Origin of the sequence: Curvibacter lanceolatus ATCC 14669 (assembly GCF_000381265.1) — a bacterium.
GTDB lineage: Bacteria > Pseudomonadota > Gammaproteobacteria > Burkholderiales > Burkholderiaceae_C > Curvibacter > Curvibacter lanceolatus.
This window is the reverse complement of record NZ_KB906274.1, coordinates 60,989-82,469: the sequence shown is the minus strand read 5'-3', so window position 1 is coordinate 82,469 and position 21,481 is coordinate 60,989. Positions and strand designations below refer to the sequence as shown.

Annotated in this window: 19 protein-coding genes and 1 riboswitch; of the genes, 8 read left to right on the top strand and 11 right to left on the bottom strand. The window is 67.8% G+C overall.

Annotation, left to right across the window (positions count from 1 at the left end):
* Positions 1–16 precede the first annotated feature (16 nt).
* The 7 genes from F624_RS0126070 to F624_RS0126040 form a co-directional block, all read right to left on the bottom strand.
* A complete protein-coding gene (locus tag F624_RS0126070) occupies positions 17–880 on the bottom strand; it encodes an amino acid ABC transporter ATP-binding protein (protein WP_019577328.1) in 864 nt (287 codons plus the stop codon).
* Complete coding sequence (locus tag F624_RS0126065; protein WP_019577327.1) at positions 867–1,664, bottom strand: amino acid ABC transporter permease; 798 nt, start codon at positions 1,662–1,664, stop codon at positions 867–869. The genes F624_RS0126070 and F624_RS0126065 overlap by 14 nt, the downstream gene beginning before the upstream one ends.
* Positions 1,654–2,400, bottom strand: coding sequence for an amino acid ABC transporter permease (locus tag F624_RS0126060; protein WP_019577326.1), 747 nt, complete (start codon positions 2,398–2,400; stop codon positions 1,654–1,656). The genes F624_RS0126065 and F624_RS0126060 overlap by 11 nt, the downstream gene beginning before the upstream one ends.
* The gene (locus F624_RS0126055; protein ID WP_019577325.1) at positions 2,400–3,713 is read right to left on the bottom strand and encodes an aminotransferase class I/II-fold pyridoxal phosphate-dependent enzyme; all 1,314 of its coding nucleotides are present in this window, start codon (positions 3,711–3,713) and stop codon (positions 2,400–2,402) included. The genes F624_RS0126060 and F624_RS0126055 overlap by 1 nt, the downstream gene beginning before the upstream one ends.
* A gap of 34 nt (positions 3,714–3,747) precedes the next feature.
* On the bottom strand, positions 3,748–4,617 hold the full coding sequence (locus F624_RS0126050) for a transporter substrate-binding domain-containing protein (protein WP_019577324.1): 870 nt from the start codon (positions 4,615–4,617) through the stop codon (positions 3,748–3,750).
* Positions 4,614–5,462, bottom strand: coding sequence for a transporter substrate-binding domain-containing protein (locus F624_RS0126045; protein ID WP_019577323.1), 849 nt, complete (start codon positions 5,460–5,462; stop codon positions 4,614–4,616). Before F624_RS0126045 ends, F624_RS0126050 begins: the two co-directional genes overlap by 4 nt.
* A 116-nt stretch (positions 5,463–5,578) precedes the next feature.
* The gene (locus tag F624_RS0126040; protein WP_019577322.1) at positions 5,579–7,156 is read right to left on the bottom strand and encodes a rhodanese-like domain-containing protein; all 1,578 of its coding nucleotides are present in this window, start codon (positions 7,154–7,156) and stop codon (positions 5,579–5,581) included.
* 259 nt (positions 7,157–7,415) lie between these two features.
* Here F624_RS0126040 and F624_RS0126035 point away from each other — a divergent pair, with 259 nt between their 5' ends.
* The 6 genes from F624_RS0126035 to F624_RS0126010 all read left to right on the top strand — a co-directional run bounded on the left by F624_RS0126035 (position 7,416) and on the right by F624_RS0126010 (position 15,162).
* Positions 7,416–9,158 (top strand): ABC transporter ATP-binding protein, encoded by a 1,743-nt coding sequence (locus F624_RS0126035; RefSeq protein WP_157443645.1) that lies wholly within the window; start codon positions 7,416–7,418, stop codon positions 9,156–9,158.
* 78 nt (positions 9,159–9,236) lie between these two features.
* Positions 9,237–10,919 carry an ABC transporter substrate-binding protein gene (locus tag F624_RS0126030; RefSeq protein WP_019577320.1) on the top strand — a complete coding sequence of 561 codons (1,683 nt, stop codon included), beginning with the start codon at positions 9,237–9,239 and terminating at the stop codon, positions 10,917–10,919.
* Positions 10,920–10,932: 13 nt separating this feature from the next.
* A complete protein-coding gene (locus tag F624_RS0126025; protein ID WP_019577319.1) occupies positions 10,933–11,931 on the top strand; it encodes an ABC transporter permease in 999 nt (332 codons plus the stop codon).
* Positions 11,928–12,761 carry an ABC transporter permease gene (locus F624_RS0126020; RefSeq protein ID WP_019577318.1) on the top strand — a complete coding sequence of 278 codons (834 nt, stop codon included), beginning with the start codon at positions 11,928–11,930 and terminating at the stop codon, positions 12,759–12,761. The genes F624_RS0126025 and F624_RS0126020 overlap by 4 nt, the downstream gene beginning before the upstream one ends.
* A gap of 85 nt (positions 12,762–12,846) precedes the next feature.
* Positions 12,847–14,211 carry an LLM class flavin-dependent oxidoreductase gene (locus tag F624_RS0126015; protein ID WP_019577317.1) on the top strand — a complete coding sequence of 455 codons (1,365 nt, stop codon included), beginning with the start codon at positions 12,847–12,849 and terminating at the stop codon, positions 14,209–14,211.
* Between the two features lie 75 nt (positions 14,212–14,286).
* Positions 14,287–15,162 (top strand): MetQ/NlpA family ABC transporter substrate-binding protein, encoded by an 876-nt coding sequence (locus F624_RS0126010; RefSeq protein WP_019577316.1) that lies wholly within the window; start codon positions 14,287–14,289, stop codon positions 15,160–15,162.
* A gap of 18 nt (positions 15,163–15,180) precedes the next feature.
* On the opposite strand, the gene F624_RS0126005 is transcribed toward F624_RS0126010, so the two are convergent.
* The 4 genes from F624_RS0126005 to F624_RS0125990 all read right to left on the bottom strand — a co-directional run bounded on the left by F624_RS0126005 (position 15,181) and on the right by F624_RS0125990 (position 18,909).
* Positions 15,181–15,702 carry a 6,7-dimethyl-8-ribityllumazine synthase gene (locus tag F624_RS0126005; RefSeq protein ID WP_019577315.1) on the bottom strand — a complete coding sequence of 174 codons (522 nt, stop codon included), beginning with the start codon at positions 15,700–15,702 and terminating at the stop codon, positions 15,181–15,183.
* 114 nt (positions 15,703–15,816) lie between these two features.
* A riboswitch (FMN riboswitch) is annotated at positions 15,817–15,973 on the bottom strand.
* A gap of 125 nt (positions 15,974–16,098) precedes the next feature.
* Complete coding sequence (locus F624_RS0126000) at positions 16,099–17,307, bottom strand: acyl-CoA dehydrogenase family protein (protein WP_019577314.1); 1,209 nt, start codon at positions 17,305–17,307, stop codon at positions 16,099–16,101.
* Between the two features lie 98 nt (positions 17,308–17,405).
* Positions 17,406–18,266: a MetQ/NlpA family ABC transporter substrate-binding protein gene (locus F624_RS0125995; RefSeq protein WP_019577313.1), complete on the bottom strand. Its 861-nt coding sequence runs from the start codon at positions 18,264–18,266 to the stop codon at positions 17,406–17,408.
* A gap of 124 nt (positions 18,267–18,390) precedes the next feature.
* The gene (locus tag F624_RS0125990) at positions 18,391–18,909 is read right to left on the bottom strand and encodes a nucleoside 2-deoxyribosyltransferase (protein WP_019577312.1); all 519 of its coding nucleotides are present in this window, start codon (positions 18,907–18,909) and stop codon (positions 18,391–18,393) included.
* A 272-nt stretch (positions 18,910–19,181) separates the two neighbouring features.
* On the opposite strand from F624_RS0125990, the gene F624_RS0125985 reads away from it, so the two are divergent.
* Together F624_RS0125985 and F624_RS0125980 are read left to right on the top strand one after the other, a co-directional pair.
* Complete coding sequence (locus tag F624_RS0125985; protein WP_019577311.1) at positions 19,182–20,930, top strand: methyl-accepting chemotaxis protein; 1,749 nt, start codon at positions 19,182–19,184, stop codon at positions 20,928–20,930.
* Between the two features lie 148 nt (positions 20,931–21,078).
* Positions 21,079–21,462, top strand: a complete 384-nt coding sequence (locus F624_RS0125980; RefSeq protein WP_019577310.1) for a response regulator transcription factor — start codon at positions 21,079–21,081, stop codon at positions 21,460–21,462.
* Positions 21,463–21,481 lie beyond the last annotated feature (19 nt).

Genomic DNA, 21,481 nt, shown 5'->3' with positions numbered 1-21,481 from the left:
GGAGAATGGGCAGGCTTCAGATCGCGAAGCGGAAGCGGTCGATGGGCAGGGCCACCACCTTGTTGTCGGGCGCGTAGCTCTGGGCCCCCAGCGAGGCGCCCAGGGCGCGGCGCAGAAAGGCCCGGGTGCGTTCCTGCTGCGGGTTGCCGAACAGGCGGGCGGCCGGGCCCTGCTCGACGACCAGCCCGGCCTCGGTGAACACCACCTCGTCGCTCACTTCGGCGGCAAAACGCATCTCGTGCGTGACCAGCACGCAGGTCATGCCGTCTTCGGCCAACTCGCGGATCACGGTCAGCACCTCGCCCACGGTTTCGGGGTCCAGGGCCGAGGTCACCTCGTCAAACAGAATCAGCTCGGGCTGCATGGCCAGGGCACGGGCAATCGCCACGCGTTGTTGCTGGCCGCCCGACAGCTCACCGGGGTAGGCGTTCTCTTTATGGGCCAGGCCCACGCGCTGCAGCAACTCGCGCGCCTGGTGTTCGGCCTCGTCCCGCGGGCGGCCGTTCACGCGCACCGGGCCCAGCACCAGGTTGTCCAGCACGCTGAGGTGCGGAAACAGGTTGTACTGCTGAAACACAAAGCCCACGCGGCGGCGCAGCGCGATCAACTCGGCCTCGTGGCGCAGGCGGTCGACCCGTGTGGCACCCACCGTGATGGTGCCCAGCTGCGGGCGCAGCAGTCCGGTGATGCAGCGCAGCAGGCTGGACTTGCCCGAGCCCGAGGGGCCGATGATGGACACCACCTGGCCCGGCAGCACATCCAGGCTGATGCCCTTGAGCACTTCGTTGGCGCCAAACGAGAGGTGGATGTCGCGCAGGCTGACCAGGGGCGTGGGCGCCGCCTTCTGGGGCGGGTTCTTGGGGGCGTCAGTGGCGGGCATGGCGGGCTTCCAGCGCCTGGGTGGCGCGAGCAATGGGGTAGCAATAGGCAAAGAACAGCAAGAGCAGGCTGGCGTAGATCAGCACCGTGAAATCGGTGCGCGACACGGTGTTGCTGGCGATCTGGGCCGCGTCCACCACGTCGTGCACGCCCACCAGCGAGGCCAGCGAGGTGGCCATGGTGATGCTGGCGTAGAGGTTCATCCACGGCGGCAGCATGCGCCGCACGCATTGCGGCAGCACCACCAGCCGGAAGATGTCGCGCCGGCTCAGGGCCAGCGACTGGGCCGCCTCCCACTGGGCGCTGGGGATGGACTGCACGGCGCCGCGAAAAATTTCCGCCACGTTGGCGCTGGCCGGCAGGGCCAGACCCAGCACCACCTTGATCCAGTCCGGAAAGGGCAGGCGCCAGTGGAGCAGCTGCAGCTCGAACGGAAACACATAGGTGCTGAAGTACACCAGCACCAGCACCGGGGCATTGCGGAACACCTGCACATAAAGGCGTGTGCCCCCCCGCACCGGCGCCAGCGTGGACAGGGACAGGGCGCCGATCAGCAATCCGGCCACCGTGCCCAGGGCCATGGCCAGCACGCTGATGCCGATGTTGGCCCCCAGGCCCAGCAGCAGCGTGGGCAGCCACCTGGCCAGTTGCTGCAAGGCCACGGGCGGGCTGGCACTGAACTGGGTCCAGGCGGCCAGGCCCAGCAAGGCGGCTACGGCCGCGGCCAGCCAGGGCCACAGCGGTGCGTCCTGCCCGGCGCCGGGGTGATGGGTGTCATGTGCCATAGCCGGGCATCCTCAAACGGTTTTCCAGCCAGCGGCCGGCACGGCTCACGCCCCAGGTCAGCAGGCCGAAGTACAGCAGGATCAGCAGCAGCAGCTCCAGCACGTTGTCGCGCTGCGTCCAGATCATGATCGATTCGTAGGTCACGTCGCCCACCGCGATGGCCGAGGCCACGGCCGTCATCTTCACCGCGTCCACCAGGTTGTTGACCAGGGAGGGCAGGGCAAAGCGCAAGGCCAGGGGCAGCTCCACCTGCAGCAGCAACTGCCGGCTCGACAGGCCCAGCGAGCGTGCCGCCTCCAGCGTGACCGCAGGCACGGCCTGCAGGCCGGCGCGCAATGCCTCGGCGTGGAAGGCCGCCTTGTGCAGCGCCACCACGATCACCACCCAGGCAAAAGGCGTCAGGGGGTTGCTGGCGCGGCCCTGCAACTGCTGGTTGATCAGCAGGTTCAGCACCAGAAACGCGCAGTACAGCTGCACCAGCGTGGGCGTGTTGCGGGTTAGCTCCACAAACACCCGGGTGGGCCGGCGCAGCCAGGCGCGCGGTGAATTCAGGCCGCTGGCCAGCCCCACCCCGGCCAGCAGGCTCAGGGGCAGGGTCACAGCGCACAGCTGCAGGGTCACCCACAGGCCGCGTGCAAAGGCCTGGCGCTCACCGGCATCGAGCACGAAGGCGTAGTTCAGCCCCAGGGCGCGGGTGGCCTGCACGGCTTCTTGCAGCCAGGATGAATCTGCCATCAGGCGTTCTCCAGGGCCGCATCTGCCGCGGTGGTGTGTTCGGGGTGGGCGGGGCGTTGCGGTTCTTGCGTTTCTTCTAGTCGGCCCAGCGCCCGTTCGATGCGCCGCAGGGCTTCCTGCAATTGCGCGTCGCTGGCCGCAAACGACAGGCGCAGGTAGGGCGAGCGCCCGTAGGCGCTGCCATCGACCACGGCCACGCCTTCCGATTCGAGCAGCCAATCGACCAGATCGGTGTCGCTGTTGATCGGTGCGCCGTCAGGCCGTTGGCGGCCGATCAGGGCCGCCACATTGACGTAGATGAAAAAGGCCCCGGCCGGCGCCAGCGCGCTCAGGCCCGGGATGGCGTTCAGGCCGGTGCTGACCAGGGCGGCACGGCGCTCATAGGCCAGGCGGGCCTGGCTCACAAAGCTTTGGTCGGGGTGGTCCAGCGCGTCGGCCACGGCAGCCTGGGCCACCGCGTTGGCACCCGAGGCGGCCTGCGACTGGATCACCGTCATGGCCTGGATCAGGGCCAGCGGGCCGGCGCCCCAGCCGATGCGCCAGCCCGTCATGGCATAGGTTTTGGAGGCGCCGTTGACCAGCAGCGTGCGGCCGGCCAGGTCGGGGGCCACCTGCAGCCAGTGGGCCGGGGCCTGGGGGCCGAACCAGATGTGTTCGTACACCTCGTCCCACAACACGGCCACCTGGGGGTGGCGGCGCAGCACTTCGGCCAATGCCGCCAGCTCGGCCGCGTCATACACCGCGCCGCTGGGGTTGCCCGGCGAGTTCAGGATCAGCCAGCGCGTGCGTGCCGTGATGGCCTGTTGCAAGGCCTGGGGGCTGAGCTTGAAACCGGTGGATTCATCACAGGGCACGACCACCGGCACGCCGTCATTGACCAGCACCATGTCCGGGAACGAGGGCCAGTACGGGGCGGGCAGGATCACCTCATCGCCCTCGTCGAGTGTGGCAGCCAGGGCGTTGTAGATCACCTGCTTGGCGCCGTTGGCCACCGTGATCCGGGCGGCCGGGATGTCCAGCCCGTTTTCGCGCTGGTACTTGCGGCTGATGGCCTGGCGCAGGCGCTGTGTGCCTGGCGTGGGCGTGTAGCGGGTTTCGCCCCGCTGCATGGCGGCCACGGCCGCCTGCTGGATGAAGCCGGGCGTGTCGAAGTCGGGCTCGCCCGAGGTCAGGGTGATGATGTCGCGGCCCTGGGCGGCCAGGGCTGCGGCGCGGGCGCTGGCCGCCGCCACGGGCGACAGCTTCACGCGTTGCACGCGGCGAGACAGGGCGATGGCGGTCGGGGCGGTGGTGGAGGTGGGGGGCTGGCTCATGGCGGGAGGTCAGTGGGCCGTTCCAGGCAGTGGCTCAGAACGGCGCGTGGTCAAACTGCTTGCGCTGGGCCTTCTGGTTGGCGCTGCGCAGGTAGTCGTCGGGCACACCAAAGCGGCGGGCCAGGGCCAGCGCGCTGCCGCTGCGGTGCCAATCCTGGATGGCCTGGTCCACCCAGGCCACGGTGTCGGTCTCGCCGCGACGTGCCCAGACCACCGTGGGGGAGGGGATCAACTGGTCGGGGGTGGCCAGGCGGTAGTCCTTCCAGGCCGCAGCGCTCTCGCCGTTGAGCGTGTCGTACAGCGCTGGTTGGATGTGCACCGAGGCATCGCAGGTGCCGCCCTTCAAGGCCAGCAGCGACTCGGGAATGCCGCGCAGCCCCTTGACGATGGCGCCGTAGGTGTCTTTGAGCGGCTTGGCGAAGTTGCTGCCCTGCGAGACACAGGCCACCTTGCCGCGCAGGTCTTCCCAGCGTTTGATGGGGCTGTTGCGCGGCACCACGGCGGCACCGCCCACCAGGTTGTACGGGGTGGGCGCAAAGCTCAGGATCTCGTCGCGCTCCTGCGTCCACTGGATGTTGGCGATCAGCAGGTCGACCTTGCCAGCTTGCAGAAACTGCACCCGGGTGGAAGCCACCACGGGCACGGTCTCCAGCTCCACGCCCAGGCGGCGGGCCAGATCGCGAGCCAGTTCGGTCTGGAAGCCTTCGATCTTGCCGGTCTGGGTGTCCAGGTAGCCAAAGGGCGGGCCCACGCCGTCGATGCCGACGCTGAGCTTGCCGCGTTGCTTGATCTTGTCGAGTGTGGCGTCGGCCCAGGCCGGCGCCATGGCCCCGGCCCAGACCGAGCCGATGACGGCCAGCAGGGCCAGCAGGGCCAGTGTGTTGCTGCGCAAAGCCCGGCTCATGGGGCGGCCTTGAACTTGGCCTGCAGTTCGGGCAGCAAGGGGTTGGGCGGCGTGATGCCCAGGCGCTTTTCGGTCTCGATCAGCCAGCCGCTGCGGTGCCAGTCGCGCACCACCTTGTCGACGGCGGCGATGGTGTCGGCCTCGCCCTTGCGGGTCCAGACCACCGAATTGGCCGCCAGCAATTCGGTGGCGATGGGGGCGGCATAGTTGGCCCATTCGGCGTTGCCGCGCAGCAGCGGGTGGATCAGCGTGGCGTCGTGCACGGCGGCCACGCAAGAGCCGCCCTTGAGGGCCAGCAGCGATTCAGAAGCGCCCTTGTAGCCTTGCACCGTGGCGCCATAGTCGTTGGCCAGCGGCTTGGCAAAGCTGCTGCCCTGCGAGACGCACACGGTCTTGCCGCGCAGGTCTTCCCATTGGCGGATGCCGCTGCTCTTGAGCACGGCGGCGGTGCCCCCCACCCGGTAGAAGGGGGTGGGCGCATAGCCCAGGGTCTCGGCCCGCTCGGGGTTGAGTTCCATCGAGGCGATCAGCAGATCCACCTTGCCCGAGATCAGAAACTGCACCCGGGTGGCTGTCTGCACCTGCACCAGGTCCACCTCCACCCCCAGGCCTTTGGCCAGTGCGCGGGCCAGCTCAGGGTTCCAGCCCACCAGCTGCTGGTTGGACGGGTCGATCGAGCCAAAGGCGCTGCCATTCACCAGCACGCCGATGCTGACCTTGCCGCGCTGCTTGATCTTGTCGAGCGTGGCATCGGCCTGCGCCACGGCAGGCAGCAAGGCGGCCACCGTCAGGCCGGCAGCCAGCAGCTTGGAGGTCAGGGGGAGGGCGGTGAGGAATCGGGGCATGGGTTGAATCTGTATTACCAACAAAGGGGGAGCGATGGTGCCTTCACCCCCCAGCGGCTGCCAAGGAACTGTTTCAACTAAGGTTATGCAGATCGACCTGTTCGTGAACAGGGCGCTCAGTCGAGCTGGAACCCGGCCAGTTCATCGGGCTGGCATTGCGCGATCAGCCCGGTCTCCCAGGCCAGGTAGCGGCGGGCTGCCTCCAGATTGCCGTCGTGGCGGTCGTGCACAAAGAACAGGTAGTCGATGGCTTCGGCGTCGCTCGGGCTGTCCGGTGTGGCCTCGGTGGGCAGGCCGGCGGCCAGCCAGTCGGCCTGCAGCGCCCAGTGCACCTGCGTCCAGCCGGCCTCGCTCAAGTCGGCCGCGGCCAGTTGGGCCAGCTCGGCGCTGGGTGCCAGCACCAGCACGGGCAGGGCGGGCTCGGGCGGCGCCGCCTGGGCCAGCGAGGGGCGCACGGCCCAGCGGGCCCCGGCAGCGTGTTGTTGGCGGTAGGCCATTGAGGCCTGCACGTCGATCAGGGCGGGCTGGTGTTGGCTCGTCCAGCCCGGCAGGGCGTGGGCGGTGACTCTGCGCCCGGCGGGTGGCGCCCAGTCGCCGGCTTGGCGCAGGGTGAGTGCGGCATGGATGCCGCCTTCCACCGTGGCGGCTTCATAGCCCATGCGGCGCAACCAGGCCGCGATCACCGGGGCACGCACGTCCTCGTGGTCCAGCAGCAGCACGCGGCTGCGGCGCACGGCCACGCTCTGGTCGGTGGCCTGCAGCAGTTGCCCGCCGGGGGCATGGCGGGCGCCCGCCAAGGTGCCGGCCCGGTACTCGGCCTCGCTGCGCACATCGAGCACATAGGTGCTGCGGCCGGCGTCGTCGAGCCAGGCCTGGGCCTGGGCCACGCTCAGATGGGGGGCGCCGGCGGCCTGGGCATCGCGCCGGGCGGCCGCCTGGGCTGCGGGGTCGGGGTTCACCGGGCCTTGCACCTGGCGCTGGCTGCCGTGCTCCAGCGTGAGGCCGGCCAGGGCCCAGCCCTGGGTGCCGTTCTCCAGGGCCAGCACCGGGTTGGGCAGGCCCAGGTGGCGCAGGATCTCGGCACCGATGATGCTGCGTGTGCGGCCGGCGCAATGCACCACCACCGGGGTGCTGGCGTCAGGCACCTGGCGGGCCCAATGGGCCGCCAGTTCGCCGTTGGGCAGCGACACTGCACCCGGGATGGTCATCTTGCGGTGCTCGGCCAGCGTGCGGCCATCGAGCAGCACCAGGGCTTCGCCGGCCTGCTGGCGGCGGTGCAGCTCGGTGGCCGAGATGTGGGGCGTGTGGTAATGGGCCTCCACCAGTTCGCCAAAGGTCTTGGAGGGCAGGTTCACGCCCTGGAACAAGGTGTAGCCCGCGGCGGCCCAGGCGGGCGCGCCGCCCTGCAGCACATGCACCTGGGTGTAGCCCAGGGCCTGCAGGCGGCGGGCGCCCCGCTCGGCCACGCCGTCGCCACTGTCCAGCAGCACCACGCGCACGTCGAGGCGGGGCAGCAGGCGGCGCGCGTCCAACTCCAGTCGGCTGTAAGGCAGGGGAATGGCAAAAAAGGGGTGGCCTTCACCAAACTGGCCGGCCTCGCGCAGGTCCAGCAGGGCCACCTCCTGGCCGTCGTTGAGCCATTCACGGGTGCGCTCGGCGCTCAGAGTAGCGAGGGGTGGGTGGGCAATGGACATGGGTTTCGCAATGGAGTGGGTGGCAACGAGGCAGGGGTGAAGGCGTCGCAGCGGCGGCATGAAGCCTCAGCCTGCGCCGGCGCGTGAGTGTGAGGCGCATCGGTGCCGGCATGCGGAACAATTTCTTCTTAACAAATGCGAATCCATTTGTTGTTGGCATGGGGGCCGGGCACTCCAATGCCGGCATGCTTGAATCTTTGTCGTCTGTTTTTTCTGCAACCTTGCGTGGCGCATGGCCTGCCATGGGTGGGCCTGCCGCATGAGTGCCGTGCTGCTCGAGTCCGTCGAGGCCCCCGAGCTCACGGGGCGGCCTGAAGCCGCCCCTGAGGTCTTGCGCATCGAACAGCTCACGGTGAGTTTTGGTGAGCACATCGCCGTGCGCGGCCTGGACCTGCAGGTGGCCGCGGGCGAGATGTTGGCGCTGGTGGGTGAGTCGGGCTGCGGCAAGTCGACCACGGCGCTGGCCGTGCTGCGCCTGCTGGGTCCCCAGGCCCGCAGCAGGGGCCGCTTGTGGTTGCAGGGGCGCGATCTGCTGGCCTTGCCCGAGTCGGCCTTGAGCTCGGTGCGCGGGCGCGAAGTGGGCATGATCTTCCAGGAGCCCATGACCTCGCTGAACCCCTTGCAGAGCATCGGGCAGCAGGTGGCCGAGGCGGTGCGCCTGCACGAGCGGCTGCCGCCCGCCGCCCTGCGTGAGCGCGTACTGGCCTTGCTGGCCCAGGTGCGTCTGCCCGAGCCGGCCCAGCGCTACGACGACTACCCGCATCAACTCTCGGGCGGGCAACGCCAGCGCGTGATGATTGCCATCGCCGTCGCGTGCCGGCCCCGTCTGTTGATTGCCGACGAGCCCACCACCGCGCTCGACGCCACCATCCAGGCCGAGATCCTGGCCCTGATCGATGGCCTGCGCCGTGAGCTGGGCATGGCGGTGCTGCTGATCACCCACGACCTGGGCCTGGTGGCCCAGTGGGCCGATCGGGTGGCCGTGATGCACGCCGGCCTGAAGCTGGAGGAAGGCCCCGTGGCCGAGGTGCTGGCCCGGCCCAGCCATGCCTACACCCGGGGCTTGCTGGCGGCCTCGCTGCATGGCAGCCAGGTTCCCCACTACCGGGACACCCGCCTGGCCGAGATCCGTCAGGATGCCGAGGGCGGCTTTCGCGTGGTGCGCCCGCCTGCCCGCCCGGTGCAGGCCTTGCCCGTGGCGGCGCCGGCCTTGCTGGAGGTGCAAGACCTGACCGTGCGCTACGCGGGCCGGGGCGGCACGGCCGCCGTGCAGGGTGTCAGCCTGCAGATCGCGGCGGGCGAGACGCTGGGCCTGGTGGGCGAGTCGGGCTGTGGCAAATCCTCGCTGTCGCGGGCACTGGTGCAACTGGTGGCGGCCGAATCGGGCCAGGTGCGCTGGCAGGGACAGGACCTGTTGGGCCTGTCGCCGCGCGAGCTGCTGCCCTGGCGGCGCCGCATCCAGATGATCTTCCAGGACCCTTTCAGCTCGCTGAACCCGCGCCAGCGGGTGGAGGACATCTTGGGCCACGCGCTGCGCCTGCACGGGGTGCAGCCGGCCCGTGAGCGCGACCGCCGCATTGACGCGATCCTGTCGGACGTGGGCCTGCCGGCCACGGCCCGCCGGCGCTACCCGCATGAATTTTCGGGCGGCCAGCGCCAGCGCATCGGCATCGCCCGTGCCCTGGTGCTGAGGCCCGAGCTGGTGATCTGCGATGAGCCGGTCTCGGCACTCGATGTCTCGGTGCAGGCCCAGGTGCTGAACCTGCTGGTGGACCTGAAGGCCGAGTACGGCCTGTCGTACCTGTTCATCTCGCACGACATCGCCGTGGTGCGCTACATCGCCGACCGCGTGCTGGTGATGCAGGCCGGCCAGGTGGTGGACAGCGGGGCCCACCCCGGCTTCTGGCAGGAGACGCGCCACCCCTACACGCAGCGCCTGCTGGCCTCGGTGCCAGGGGCTGCGGCCGACCCATCGAGCGACCGGCTGCAGGCACGGGCCTGACGCGTTGGCCGACGCGAGCCAGCTCAGGCACGTGATCCCATTCATTTCTTTGACCCACTCCTACACAAGCAAGACACCATGAAATCCGCGTTGAATCCTTTCCTGGCAGGCCTGACCGGCCTGGCCCACGGCTCCCGTCGTCATGCCCTGCACGGCCTGCTGGCCTTGTCTGCCGCAGGTGCCCTCGGCACCCTGGCCACGCCGGCCCTGGCCTTGACGCAGGCCCTGCCCAACACCGAGCAGGGCGCCCAGCGCGGCGGCGTGCTGGAGGCCGTGGTGCACCCCGAGCCGCCTACCCTGGCCTTCTTCATCAACACCTCGACCCCGGGCCGCACCGTGGTGAGCAAGATCTTTGATGGCCTGTTCGACTACGGCCCCGACCTGAAGCCCCGCCCTCAATTGGCCGAAAGCATCGAGGTCTCGCCCGATGGCCTGACCGTGCGCCTGAAGCTGCGCAAGAACGTGCTGTGGCATGACGGCAAGCCCTTCACCTCGGCCGATGTGAAGTTCTCGGCCGAAGAGGTGTGGCGCAAGTACGCGCCGGTGGCGCGCCGCGTGTTCCAGCACCTGACCAAGGTGGAGACGCCGGACGCCCACACCGTGGTGCTGACCCTGGCCAAGCCCACGCCGGTGATCGTCAACGCGCTCGACGTGGTGGGTTCGCCCATCCTGCCCAAGCACCTGTACGAGGGCACCGACATCCCGAACAACCCCTACAACAACAAGCCGGTGGGCACCGGGCCCTTTGTGTTCAAGGAATGGCAGCGCGGCAGCCACATTGCGCTGGAGCGCTTCGACAAGTACTGGCAGCCCGGCCTGCCCTACCTGGACAAGCTGACCTTCAAGATCATCCCCGACGTGGCCGGCCGTGCCGCCGCGCTGGAGACCGGCGCCATCCAGTACGGTGAGCGCAACCCGGTGACCTTTGCCGACGCCGACCGCCTGGCCGCTTCGCCCAACCTGGTGGTGAGCACCGAGGGCTACAACGGCTTTGCCGGCTGGCTGTGGCTGATCCCCAACCTGCGCGACCCGATCCTGGGCAAGCTCAAGGTGCGTCAGGCCATCTTGCACGCCATCGACCGCCAGGCCCTGGTCAAGACGGTGTGGGGCGGCTATGCCGCACCCGCCACCGGCCCGGTGTCATCCCTGCTCAAGACCTTCTACACCGCCGACACCCAGCAGTACCCGTTTGACCGCAAGAAGGCCGAGGCCCTGCTGGACGAGGCGGGCTACCCCAAGAAGGCCGATGGCTGGCGCTTCAAGCTGGACCACGACTTTATCCCCTTTGGCGACGACTACCGCCGCACCGGCGAGTACGTGCGCCAGGCCCTGCGGGCCGTCGGCATCGACGTGACCCTGCGCAGCCAGGACCTGCCGACCTGGACCAAGAACGTGTTTGCCGATTACAACTACCAGCTGGTCAGTTCCTGGGGCATCAACTGGCAAGACCCGCAGCTGGGCGTGGAGCAGCACTATTGGTCCAAGGCCGAATCCAAGGGCACGCCGTGGCAGAACGCCTCGGGCTACGCCAGTGCTGAGGCCGATCGCCTGCTCGAGGCGGCCCAGGTCGAGCGCGATGCGGCCAAGCGCGTGCACCTGTACCAGGACTTCCAGAAGCTGGCGCAAAAAGACCTGGCCCTGCTCAACCTGTTCGAGTTCCGCTGGTTTGGTGTGTGGGACAAGCGCCTGCGCAACGTGACCGACACCTTTGACCACAGCCAGAACAACTTCGCCCACGTGTGGCTGGAGCCCAAGAAGTAAGCCGAGGCCTGCGATGTTGCAACGAATCCTGTGGCGTGCGCTGCAGTTGCTGGGCGTGGTGCTGGCCACGGCGGTGCTGAACTTTGCCCTGCTCAAGGCCTTGCCCGGTGACCTGGTGGACGTGATTGCCAGCGAAAGCGGCAGCGTGTCGGCCGAGTACGTGGCCGAGCTGCGCCAGCTCTACGGTCTGGAGCGCAGTGCGCCGGCCCAGTTGCTGAGCTATGTGGGGCGTGTGCTGCAGGGCGACCTGGGCTACTCGTTCCGTTTTGGTGAGCCGGTGCTGGCCCTGGTGCTGCAGCGCCTGCCGGCCACGCTGTCGCTGGTGGGCGTGGCGCTCACGGTGTCGGTGCTGGTGGGGGTGTTGCTGGGCGTGGCGGCGGCGCGGCGGCCGCATGGCCTGGCCGATGCGCTGATCTCTTCGGCCGCCACCCTGGGTTACTCGGCCCCCATGTTCTGGACGGCGCTGATGCTGATCGTGCTGTTTGGCGTGCGGCTCGAGTGGTTTCCGATTGCCGGGGTGCGTGACATCAGCGCCGGCTACCAGGGCTGGCGGCTGTTGCTGGACCAGGCCTGGCACCTGGTGCTGCCGGCGCTCACGCTGAGCATCTATTACCTGGCCGTGTACGTGCGCCTGACGCGGGCGGCCATGATCGAAAGCCTGGCCGAAGACTTTGTGCGCACCGCCCGTGCCAAGGGGGCGCCCGAGCGCACCGTGGTGTGGCGGCATGCCCTGCGCCATGCGCTGCTGCCGGTGCTGACCATGCTGGGCCTGCAAAGCAGTGCGCTGCTGGGCGGCTCGATTGTGGTGGAGACGGTGTTTGCCTGGCCTGGTCTGGGGCAGCTGTCGTTCGAGGCCATCAAGAGCCGTGACCTGCCGGTGCTGCTGGGCGTGCTGCTGTTCAGCGGCGTGCTGGTGGTGCTGGTGAACGCGCTGGTCGATGTGCTGCAGGCGCGGCTGGACCCGCGCATCCGTGTGACGCGCCGGGCCCCGGCGCAAGGAGTTCCCGCATGAAAGCCTGGTATCTGCAACCTGCGGCCTGGCTGGGCGCCAGCTTGCTGCTGCTGGTGGGGCTGGCCGCCCTGCTGGCCGGCCACCTGTACCCCGGCGACCCGCTGGACATGGTGGGCGCGCCCTATGTGTGGCCCGGCCGCCAGGCCGACACCCCACTGGGCACCGATCTGATGGGGCGTGACCTGGCGGCCGGCCTGGCACATGGGGCGCGGGTGTCTCTGTTGGTGGGCTTCTCGTCGGCCCTGATCGCGGTGGTGATCGGGGTGCTGGTGGGCGCCGTGTCGGGCTTCTACCGGGGGCGCGTGGATGCGGTGCTGAGCCGCATCACGGAGTTCTTCCAGACCATTCCGGCCTTCTTGCTGGCCATCATCCTGGTGGCCGTGCTCAAGCCCACCTTGGGCACCATTGTGTTCGCGCTGGGGGTGACCTCGTGGACCGGGGTGGCGCGCCTGGTGCGGGCCGAGTTCCTGACCCTGCGCGAGCGTGAGTTCGTGAAGGCCAGCGTGGCCCTGGGCGCTGGTGATCTGCACCTGATCTTCCGCGAGATCCTGCCCAACGCCTGGACCCCGGTGATCGTCTCCACTGCCTTGCTGGTGGCCAACGCCATCCTGTCGGAGGCGGGGCTGTCGTTCCTGGGCCTGGGCGACCCGAATGTCGTCAGCTGGGGTTCGATGATCGGCCTGGGCCGCGATGCCTTGCGCACCGGCTGGTACATGACGGCCCTGCCCGGGCTGGCCGTGGTGCTGACGGTGTTGTCGCTGAACCTGCTCAGCGATGTGCTGCATGCCGCCTTGAACCCTCGCCTGAGTCGGGGTCGAGCCCGGGGCTGAGGCCGCGCGACCTCATTCATACCTTGCAAGCGGGCGCAGCCCCCAGCGACCCGTTGCGCACCGCCCCCCTTTTGAACCCCTCACCATGACCCAAGCCAAACACCTGCTGCTCAACGCCTTCAACATGAACAGCGTGGGCCACATCAACCATGGGTTGTGGACCCACCCGCGCGACACCTCCACGCAATACAACACCATGGCCTACTGGGTGGAGCAGGCGCGCCTGCTGGAGCGCGGCCTGTTTGACGGGCTGTTCATCGCCGACATCCTGGGCGTGTACGACAGCTACCAGCAGTCGGCCGATCTGACGCTGCGTGAATCGGTGCAATGGCCCATCAACGACCCGGCCCTGCTGGTGTCGGCCATGGCCGGCGCCACCCAGCACCTGGGTTTTGGCATCACCGCCAACCTGAGCTACGAGACGCCCTACCTGCTGGCGCGCCGCTATTCCACGCTGGACCACCTGAGCCAGGGGCGGGTTGGCTGGAACATCGTCACCGGCTACCTGGACAGCGCGGCGCGCGCCATGGGCTCGCCCCAGCAACTGCCGCATGACGAGCGCTACGACCGGGCCGACGAATACCTGGAGTTGCTCTACAAGCTGTGGGAGGGCAGCTGGGAAGAGGGCGCGGTGCGTCGCGACAAGACAGCCCGTGTGTTTGCCGACCCGGCCCGGGTGCACCAGGTGCAGCACCAGGGGCGGTATTTCCAGTCTCAAGGCTACCACCTGTGCGAGCCTTCGCTGCAGCGCACGCCGGTGCTGTTCCAGGCCGGCAGCTCGGGGCGTGGGCTGCGCTTTGCGGCCCGGCACGCCGAGTGCGTGTTCGTGTCCATCCAGGACCGCGACAGCACACGCCGGCTGGTGCAGCAGTTGCGTGAAGAGCTGCCCCGCGCCGGCCGTGCGCCGGACGACGTGAAAGTGTTCATGGGCCTGACCGTGGTGGTGGCCCCCACCGAGCGCCAGGCGCGCGAGAAGTTCGAGGAGTACCGCCGCTACGCCAACCCCGAGGCCGGCATCCTGCACCTGGCCGCCACCTCGGGCATCGATTTCTCGGCCTATGCCGACGACACCCCGCTGATCCAGCAAAAGCCCAGCAACGGCATCGAAAACACCATTTCGCGCCTGAGCGGTGGCCGGCTCGATTACACCTTGCGCGACCTGCGCGAGGACCTGGCCCTGGGCGGCCGCTACATGACGGTGGTGGGCGACCCGCAGCAGGTGGCCGATCAGTTGCAGCAGTGGGTGGCCGACACCGGCATCGATGGCTTCAACCTGGCGCGCACCGTGTACCCCGAGAGCTTTGCCGACTTCATCGACCTGGTGGTGCCTGAGCTGCAGAGCCGAGGCGTCTACAAGACGCAGTACGCCGAAGGGCCGCTGCGTCACAAGCTGTTTGGGCAGGGGCCGCATCTGAATGCCCGCCACCCCGGCCTGGCCTACCGGCGCTGAAGCAGTTCAAGCGATCAGGCGCTGCGTTTTGAAATCGTCTTTTCTTCTGACCCACACCGACACCCGGAGCCCTTCATGACGAATCCACTGTCTCTTTCCTCTGTCCAAGCCTCCATCGAAGCGCGCCGCCGCTGGTTGCAGCAAAGTCTGGCCCTGGCCGGTTTCGGCGTGTGGGGTGCCGCTGTCCACGCCGCCCCCAAGGAGGCCCCGGGCAGCACCAAGGTGCTCAAGGTGGGCGTGACCACCGGGCCGCATGAGCAGGTGTTCGAGGTGGTGCGCAAGGTGGCCGAGCGTGACTACGGCCTGAAGATCGAGATCGTGCCCTTCACCGACTACGTGCGCCCCAACGCCGCGCTGGACGCGGGGGACCTGGACGCCAACAGCTACCAGCACCGCCCCTTCCTGGCCGCGCAGATCCGAGCCCGCGGCTACAAGCTGGTGGGCTTTGGCGCCACCTGGATCGGGCCGATCGCCATCTATTCAAAGAAGTACAAAAGCCTCAAGGACCTGCCCGAGGGCGCCACCGTGGCCATCCCGAACGACCCGGCCAACGAAAGCCGGGTGTTGCTGCTGTTGCAGAAGGCCGGCCTGCTCAAGCTCAAGCCCGGCATCGATCCGGTGGCCGGGGTCAATGCAACGCCGCGTGACGTGATCGAGAACCCGCGACAGCTCAAACTGCTGGAGATCGATGCGGCCCAGCTGCCACGCACGCTGGACGACACCGACGCGTCGGCCATCAATGCCGACTACGCGAACAAGGCCGGCCTGAACCCGGTGCGCGACAGCCTGCTGGTGGAAGACAAGGACGGCCCCTATGCCTGCCTGATCGCCGTGCGCGAGCAGGACAAGGACCAGCCCTGGGTGCGTCAGCTGGTGAAGGCCTACCAGACCGACGAGGTGCGTGATTTCATCATCAAGACCTACGCCGGCGGGGTGATCCCGGCGTTCTGAGCCGGCGGAGGGTGGCTTTCAGGCCGCCAGCGCCAGCCGCTGCACGCTGCCCACCACTTCAAGGGCGGCGCGGGCGGCTTCCTTGCCCTTGATGCTGAAGTGGCGGTGGAAGTACTTGCGGTGCTCCACGTGCTCATGGAAGTGGTGCGGCGTGAGCACGGCCGAGATCACCGGCACGTTGGTTTCAAGTTGCACCGTCATCAGGGCCTGGACCACGGTCTGGGCCACGAAGTCGTGGCGGTAGATGCCGCCGTCCACCACCAGGGCGCAGCCTGCGATGGCGCTGTAACGGCCACTGCGGGCCAGGCGTTGGGCCTGCAAGGGGATCTCGAAGGCGCCGGGAACGCGGATCACGTCGATCGCGTGGGCGGGCACGCCGTGTTCGCCCAGCTCGGCGATGAAGGCCAGGCGGGCCTGCTGCACGATGTCGGCATGCCAGGCGGCCTCGATGAAGGCGAAGCGGGCGTTGGCAGGCAATTCGATCGGGCCCAGGGTGGAGGCACCGTCAAGAGGGGGAATGGAGAGGTCGGTCAGGCTCATGGTGTGTAGCGAGCGGGCGTGGCTGGCGCTGATGCAGGTTGTGGGGTCACTGGCATCAGGGCGTACGTGCGCCCGCACCGGCCGGCCCCTTGCGGGGGCAGGACGCCATGAGGCACGTGTTCTCTTCACTCCGGACTGTGACCGTCGGCCCCGGAATCACACCGGGTCTGCTGACCCCGGCCACGCGGTGGCGGCCGGGCGCTCGCGGGCTTGTGCGGGCTGTGCCGCCATCACCGCCGGTGGGGACTTTCACCCCGCCCTGAGAACGTTTTGGGTGTTGCGGCTGCAAAGCCTCAACGCAGTCATCTTAAAAGGCCAGATGGCCTGCCGGGCCCTTGCGCTCAGACGGGTTTTGCATATGCATAGTTGCTGCGGCCAGTGGCCCGCGGTGTTGCTTCAGGAGTAGAAGCTGGGCGGCGGCAGTTGCTCGTTGAGCGCCCATTGGCCCAGCTCATTGAGTTTGTAGTCAATGGGGTCGTGCAGACTTTGCGTGCGCAGGTTGCGCCAGAAGCGGTCCAGGCGCAGGGCGCCCTGGGTGGCGCGGGCGCCGGTCACCTCGAACAGGCGGCTGCTCAGGTCCAGCCCATGGCGGCTGCTGGCCACCTTGGCGGTGGACACGGCCACGGCGACCTGGCCCCGTTGCTCGGCCGTGAGCTGATCGCCCTGCTGCCAGGCGGCATCGAACAAGGCCGCAGCCCGCTCGACCAGCAGCCGGCTGCTTTCCAGGCCCACCCAGAACTCGCCATAGTGGGCCAGCACATAGGGGTCTTGCCCCGCTTCACTGACCCCTGACTTGAACCAGGGGCGCGACTCGGTGCGGGTGAAGCGGCGTGCCTCTTCAAAAGCACCCTCGGCCACGCCGAGGAATAGGTGGCTGAAGATCAGTTGCGCCAGCAGCGGCCGCAGGCAGGCCTGGGGCGTGCTGAGCGGGCCGGGCTTGAGCAGCAGCTCGTGCGCATCCACCCGCACCTGGTCGAAGGTGACGCTGCCGCTGTCGGTCTGGCGCTGGCCCATGTTGTCCCAGTCGCCGTGCAGGGTGATGCCGGTGCGCCCCGTGGGCACTGCGGCGATCAGCAGCTTGCCGGTGGCCTCGTCCAGGGCCGAGGCAATCAGCATGTCGGAGTCGGCCGAGCCCGAGCAAAAGCTCTTGCGGCCCGAGAAGGTGTGCCAGCCCGTGTGGTGTTGCACGGTGGTGCGCTTGTCCAGCGGGTTCAGGGCATTGCCCCAGAACCAGCGCTGCTGCACGGTCTGGCTCAGCCAGGGCTGCCACTGGGCGGGCTCGGCAAACAGGCGCACGGTGGCCAGCATCAGGTGGTGAAAGCCGAACACATGGGCCAGCGAACTGTCAGCCTGGGCCAGGCGCCGCACCACGCCCAGGGTGGTGCGCCAATCGGCGCCCAGGCCCCCGAACTCAGTGGGCACCGACAGGGCCAGCAGGCCGCTGGCCCGCAGCGCATCGCGCTCGGCCTGGGGGGTGCCACCGGCCAGGTCTCGCTCGGCCGCGCTGGTGGCGAACTGGCGTGCCAGGGTGTCGGCCGTCTGCAGGGCTTGGTTCAAGGCGGGGTTCTGGCTTGTATGGGCTTCGGGCGGGGGGATGAGGGTCATGAATCGGGTGCGGGGGGCAGAGGGGGCCGGCTTTGGGCACCAGCGTAAACCGGGCTGCGGCATCTGTCGATGCGCGCATGCCCGGGGTCGGGGGAGGCTTATTTGCTGAAGTAGTCGGGCAGGCGGTAACCCGCCCATTGCGGGTTGGCGCGGAAGAACTGCTGGAACTCGGCCGACTGGTAGGCGGCCACGATGTCCTTGGCGAACTTCGCGTTCTGGTTGCTGCGTTTGACGGCCACCACGTTCACATAGGGCTGGGTCATGTCCTCGAGTTTGAGCGCTTCGGTCAGCTTGAGGCCCGAGGCGATGGCGAAGTTGCCCTGCACGGCGGCCAGATCGGCATCGGCCAGCGAGCGCGGTGCCTGGGCAGCGTCCAGGGGCACCAGCTTGAGCTGCTTGGGGTTGGCCACCACATCGCGCTCCGACACACTGGTCGGGTTGACGCCGGGCTTGAGCTGCACCCAGCCCAGGCCGGCCAGGATGTTGAGGGCTCGGGCCGCGTTCACCGGGTCGGCCGGCAGCGTGACGGTGGCGCCGTTGGGCACGGCGGCCAGGCTCTTGTGGCGGGACGAGTACAGCCCCATGGGCGGCGTGGGCACGTTCACGATGGGCACCAGGTCAAAACCCTGGCTTTTGTTGGTCGACTCCAGGTACAGGGTGTGCTGGAAGATGTTGGCGTCGATCTGGCCGCGCTCCACCGCATCGTTGGGTTGCACGCCCTGGCTGAATTCGACGTAGCGGATGTTGTAGCCCTGCTTCTTGAGCAGCGGCTCGATGCCCTTGCTGAAAGCGTCGCGGTAGGGCCCGGGCATGAAGCCCACGCTCAGATCGGTGGCCGCTGCAGTGGCGGGCAGGGCGCTCAGAAACAGGGGCAGCAGCAAGGCGCCCAGCCCGATCAGGCGGCGGGTGGGGGCGTGTGGGGCCAGGCGTGCTGGGGCGGTGCGGCGGATGTGAGGCATGGCGGGTACTCGGGTGCGGGTGTTGGGTGGTGGGCCTGGGCGTCAGGCAAACCGGTATTGCAGCCTGAGCCGGGCCTTGGGCGAAGTGCGATTTCCGCATATCGAGATGCGCTGCGCGTTGGCCTCAGTTTGGCCGGGTCGTCCTGTCCGCTGCCATGGCCTGCAGGCAGGCCGCCGCATCGCCGCGCACCAGCCGCACGCTGCAGGCCAGCATCAGGTTGAGCGGCAGGCCGAAGTCTTCCACCTGGTAGCCCTGGGCGTCGTAAAGCCGGCCATCGGGCCCAGCCTCGTGGGGCACACGTTGCAGCAGCGTGCGGTCGTCATCCACATAGGCCCACACGGGCTTGCCCAGGGCGTGGGCAAAGCCCACTTCAAAGGCGGTGCCCGAGTCGGGTTCCAGCCCCCGAAAGGGGTTGAGGTTGGCCAGCACCGCATCGGCCTGCCGGATGGCGGCCAGGTTGCTCTGCAGGATCCAGTGGGCCAGCGCGGTGCCCTGCAGATCGGGCGGCGGGCTGGGGTCGGTGGGGTAGTGGCCCACAAAGCCGTGCTGGCGGCACAGCTGCTGCAGGGCCAGGCCGTGTTGGGCGGCGTCGGGTCGGAACACGTCAAAGCCGGCCAGGTAGAGGTGGGTGGGGGCGTTCATGGGTGGTTTGGAGACTTTGGCTTGGGGAGCCCTGATGGTCGCCGATACAGCTGGATGCAAAAAGCAGATGCTGGTCTGGTTCTTCTGAAGAACAAAAATATCAATAAAGCTATTTAAGCGGATTTTCGTATGGAGGAAACCGCGATGACGTGAGTTATTTGGCAAATAAGTATCTTAAAAATCAATTAAATTGATAGCAATGCTTGTAAATCATTGTTTTATATCTATGATGAAAAGTGATTTCGAACATTCCTCGACCAAGAGAGACCATCATGAATACCCTGAGACAACTGAAGATTGGCGCCCGCCTGGGCCTGGCATTTGCCGCCGTGCTGTTGCTGCTGGCCTTGCTGGGTGGTTTTGGCATCTACCAGACCAGCCAGGCCAACTTTTATGCCAAGGACCTGGGCACCAATTGGCTGCCCAGCGTGAAGGTGTTGGGTGACATGCGTGCGTCTTTGAACAGGGCCCGTCGCGCTGGGCTGCGCCACCTTTTGGAAGACAGCCCCGAGAGCAAGCAGGTACAGCAAAAGCTGAGCGAAGAAGAGCTACTGCAGAAGCTGCCCAAGCTCTTCGCTCAGTTCGAACCCATGATCGTTTCTGCCGAGGAAAAACAGGCTTTCGAGAAGGTACGCAGCAATTTCGAGGAATGGCATGGCCTGGAGAAGAAACAGCTGCAGCTGTCTTCTGGCGGCGCAAGCGATCAGGACGCCGCTCGGAAGATGGCGGTGGGTGACAATGCACGGGCTTTCTCTGCGGTCACCGCGGGGATAGAGAAGATCGTCACCATCAATGTCGAAGGCGCGGACAAGTCGACCGCAGCGGCGGCGGCCAGCTACCAGCAGGCTTTGCTCGTGTCGGGTGGCATGATCGCTCTGGCGGTGCTGATGGGGGGCGTGCTGGCCGTGCTGGTCACCCGCTCCATCACGCAGCCCCTGAGCACCGGCGTGATGGTGGCCGAGGCGGTGGCCCAGGGCGACCTGACCTCGAAGTTCGACATCCAGGGCCGCGACGAGCCCGCCAACCTGCTGCGCGCCCTGCAGCACATGAACGACCGCCTGGTCGACATCGTGGGGCAGGTGCGTCTGAGCAGCGACAGCATTGCCACCGGCTCGGCCGAGATCGCCACCGGTAACGCCGACCTGAGCCAACGCACCGAGCAACAGGCCAGCAACCTTGAAGAGACGGCGGCCTCGATGGAAGAGCTCAACAGCACCGTCAAGACCAACGCCGACACGGCGCAGCAGGCCAACCGCCTGGCCAGCGAGGCCACGCAGGCGGCAGAGCAGGGCGGCGCCGTGGTGGGCCGGGTGGTGGCCACCATGCAGGACATCTCGGCCTCGTCGAAGAAGATCTCGGACATCATCGGCGTGATCGATGGCATTGCGTTCCAGACCAACATCCTGGCGTTGAATGCCGCCGTGGAAGCGGCCCGAGCCGGTGAACAAGGCCGGGGCTTTGCCGTGGTGGCCAGCGAGGTGCGCAGTCTGGCTGGTCGTTCAGCAGAGGCTGCCAAGGAGATCAAGAGCCTGATCAGCGCCAGTGTCGAGAAAGTGGAGAACGGCACCACCCTGGTCGACGAGGCCGGCCAGAGCATGGAAGGCATCGTGGACCAGGTCAAGCGCGTGAGCCAACTGATCAATGAGATCTCCAGCGCCTCGATGGAACAGAGCAGCGGCATCAGCCAGATTGGCGACGCGGTGAACCAGCTCGATCAGGTGACGCAGCAGAACGCGGCCTTGGTCGAAGAGAGCGCGGCGGCCGCCGACAGCCTGAAGAACCAGTCGCAGCGCCTGGCCGAGCTGGTGTCGGTGTTCAAGATCGACGGCCAGCCCAGCCGGGTGGGGCAGGCCAGCGCTGCACCGCTGCCTTCGCGCCAGTTCAACAAGGCGCCGGCCATTGCACCGCTGCCCAAGGCCACCGCACCCAGAAAGCCCAGTCTGGCGAAGGCGCCCAGCCCGGCGCTGACCAGCTCGGCCAGGTCGACCGCCGGGGGCAATGAAGACTGGGAGTCGTTCTGAGTCAACGCTCAGCGCCACCCAGTTGGGTGCCAGCGCTGGCGTGGATAATGGGTTTCCCGGCGCCCGCCTGCCTGCTGGCAGGGGCGCCTGCATGTGCAACGCGTGGCTCTGTGACCTGAATCCACCACGCCAACACCGAGGCGGGAAAATGATCAAACTGCTGATCGTCGACGACCAAGAGGACATCCGCCAGCTCCTGCGCATGGCCACAGAAGGCGTGGCCGAGGAGGTCCATGAGGCTTGTGACGGCCCACAGGCCCTGGCCCTCTGGGAGCAAAAAAAGCCGGACATCATCTTGCTGGACGTGATGATGCCCGGCGGTATGTCGGGCTTCGATGTGTGCCGGGCCATCCGCGCCAGGGGCGGCCCGCAACCCAAGATCATCATCGTCAGTGCCCGCGAGCGCCTGGACCATCACTACGAAGGTTTCGAGGCGGGCGCGGACGAGTACCTGATCAAGCCATTCAACCTGATGACCCTGGTGAAGCTCATCAAGGAGCTGGCACAAGAGCTGCAGCGGCAGGCGCACTGAGCCCGCCGCGCATCGCTGG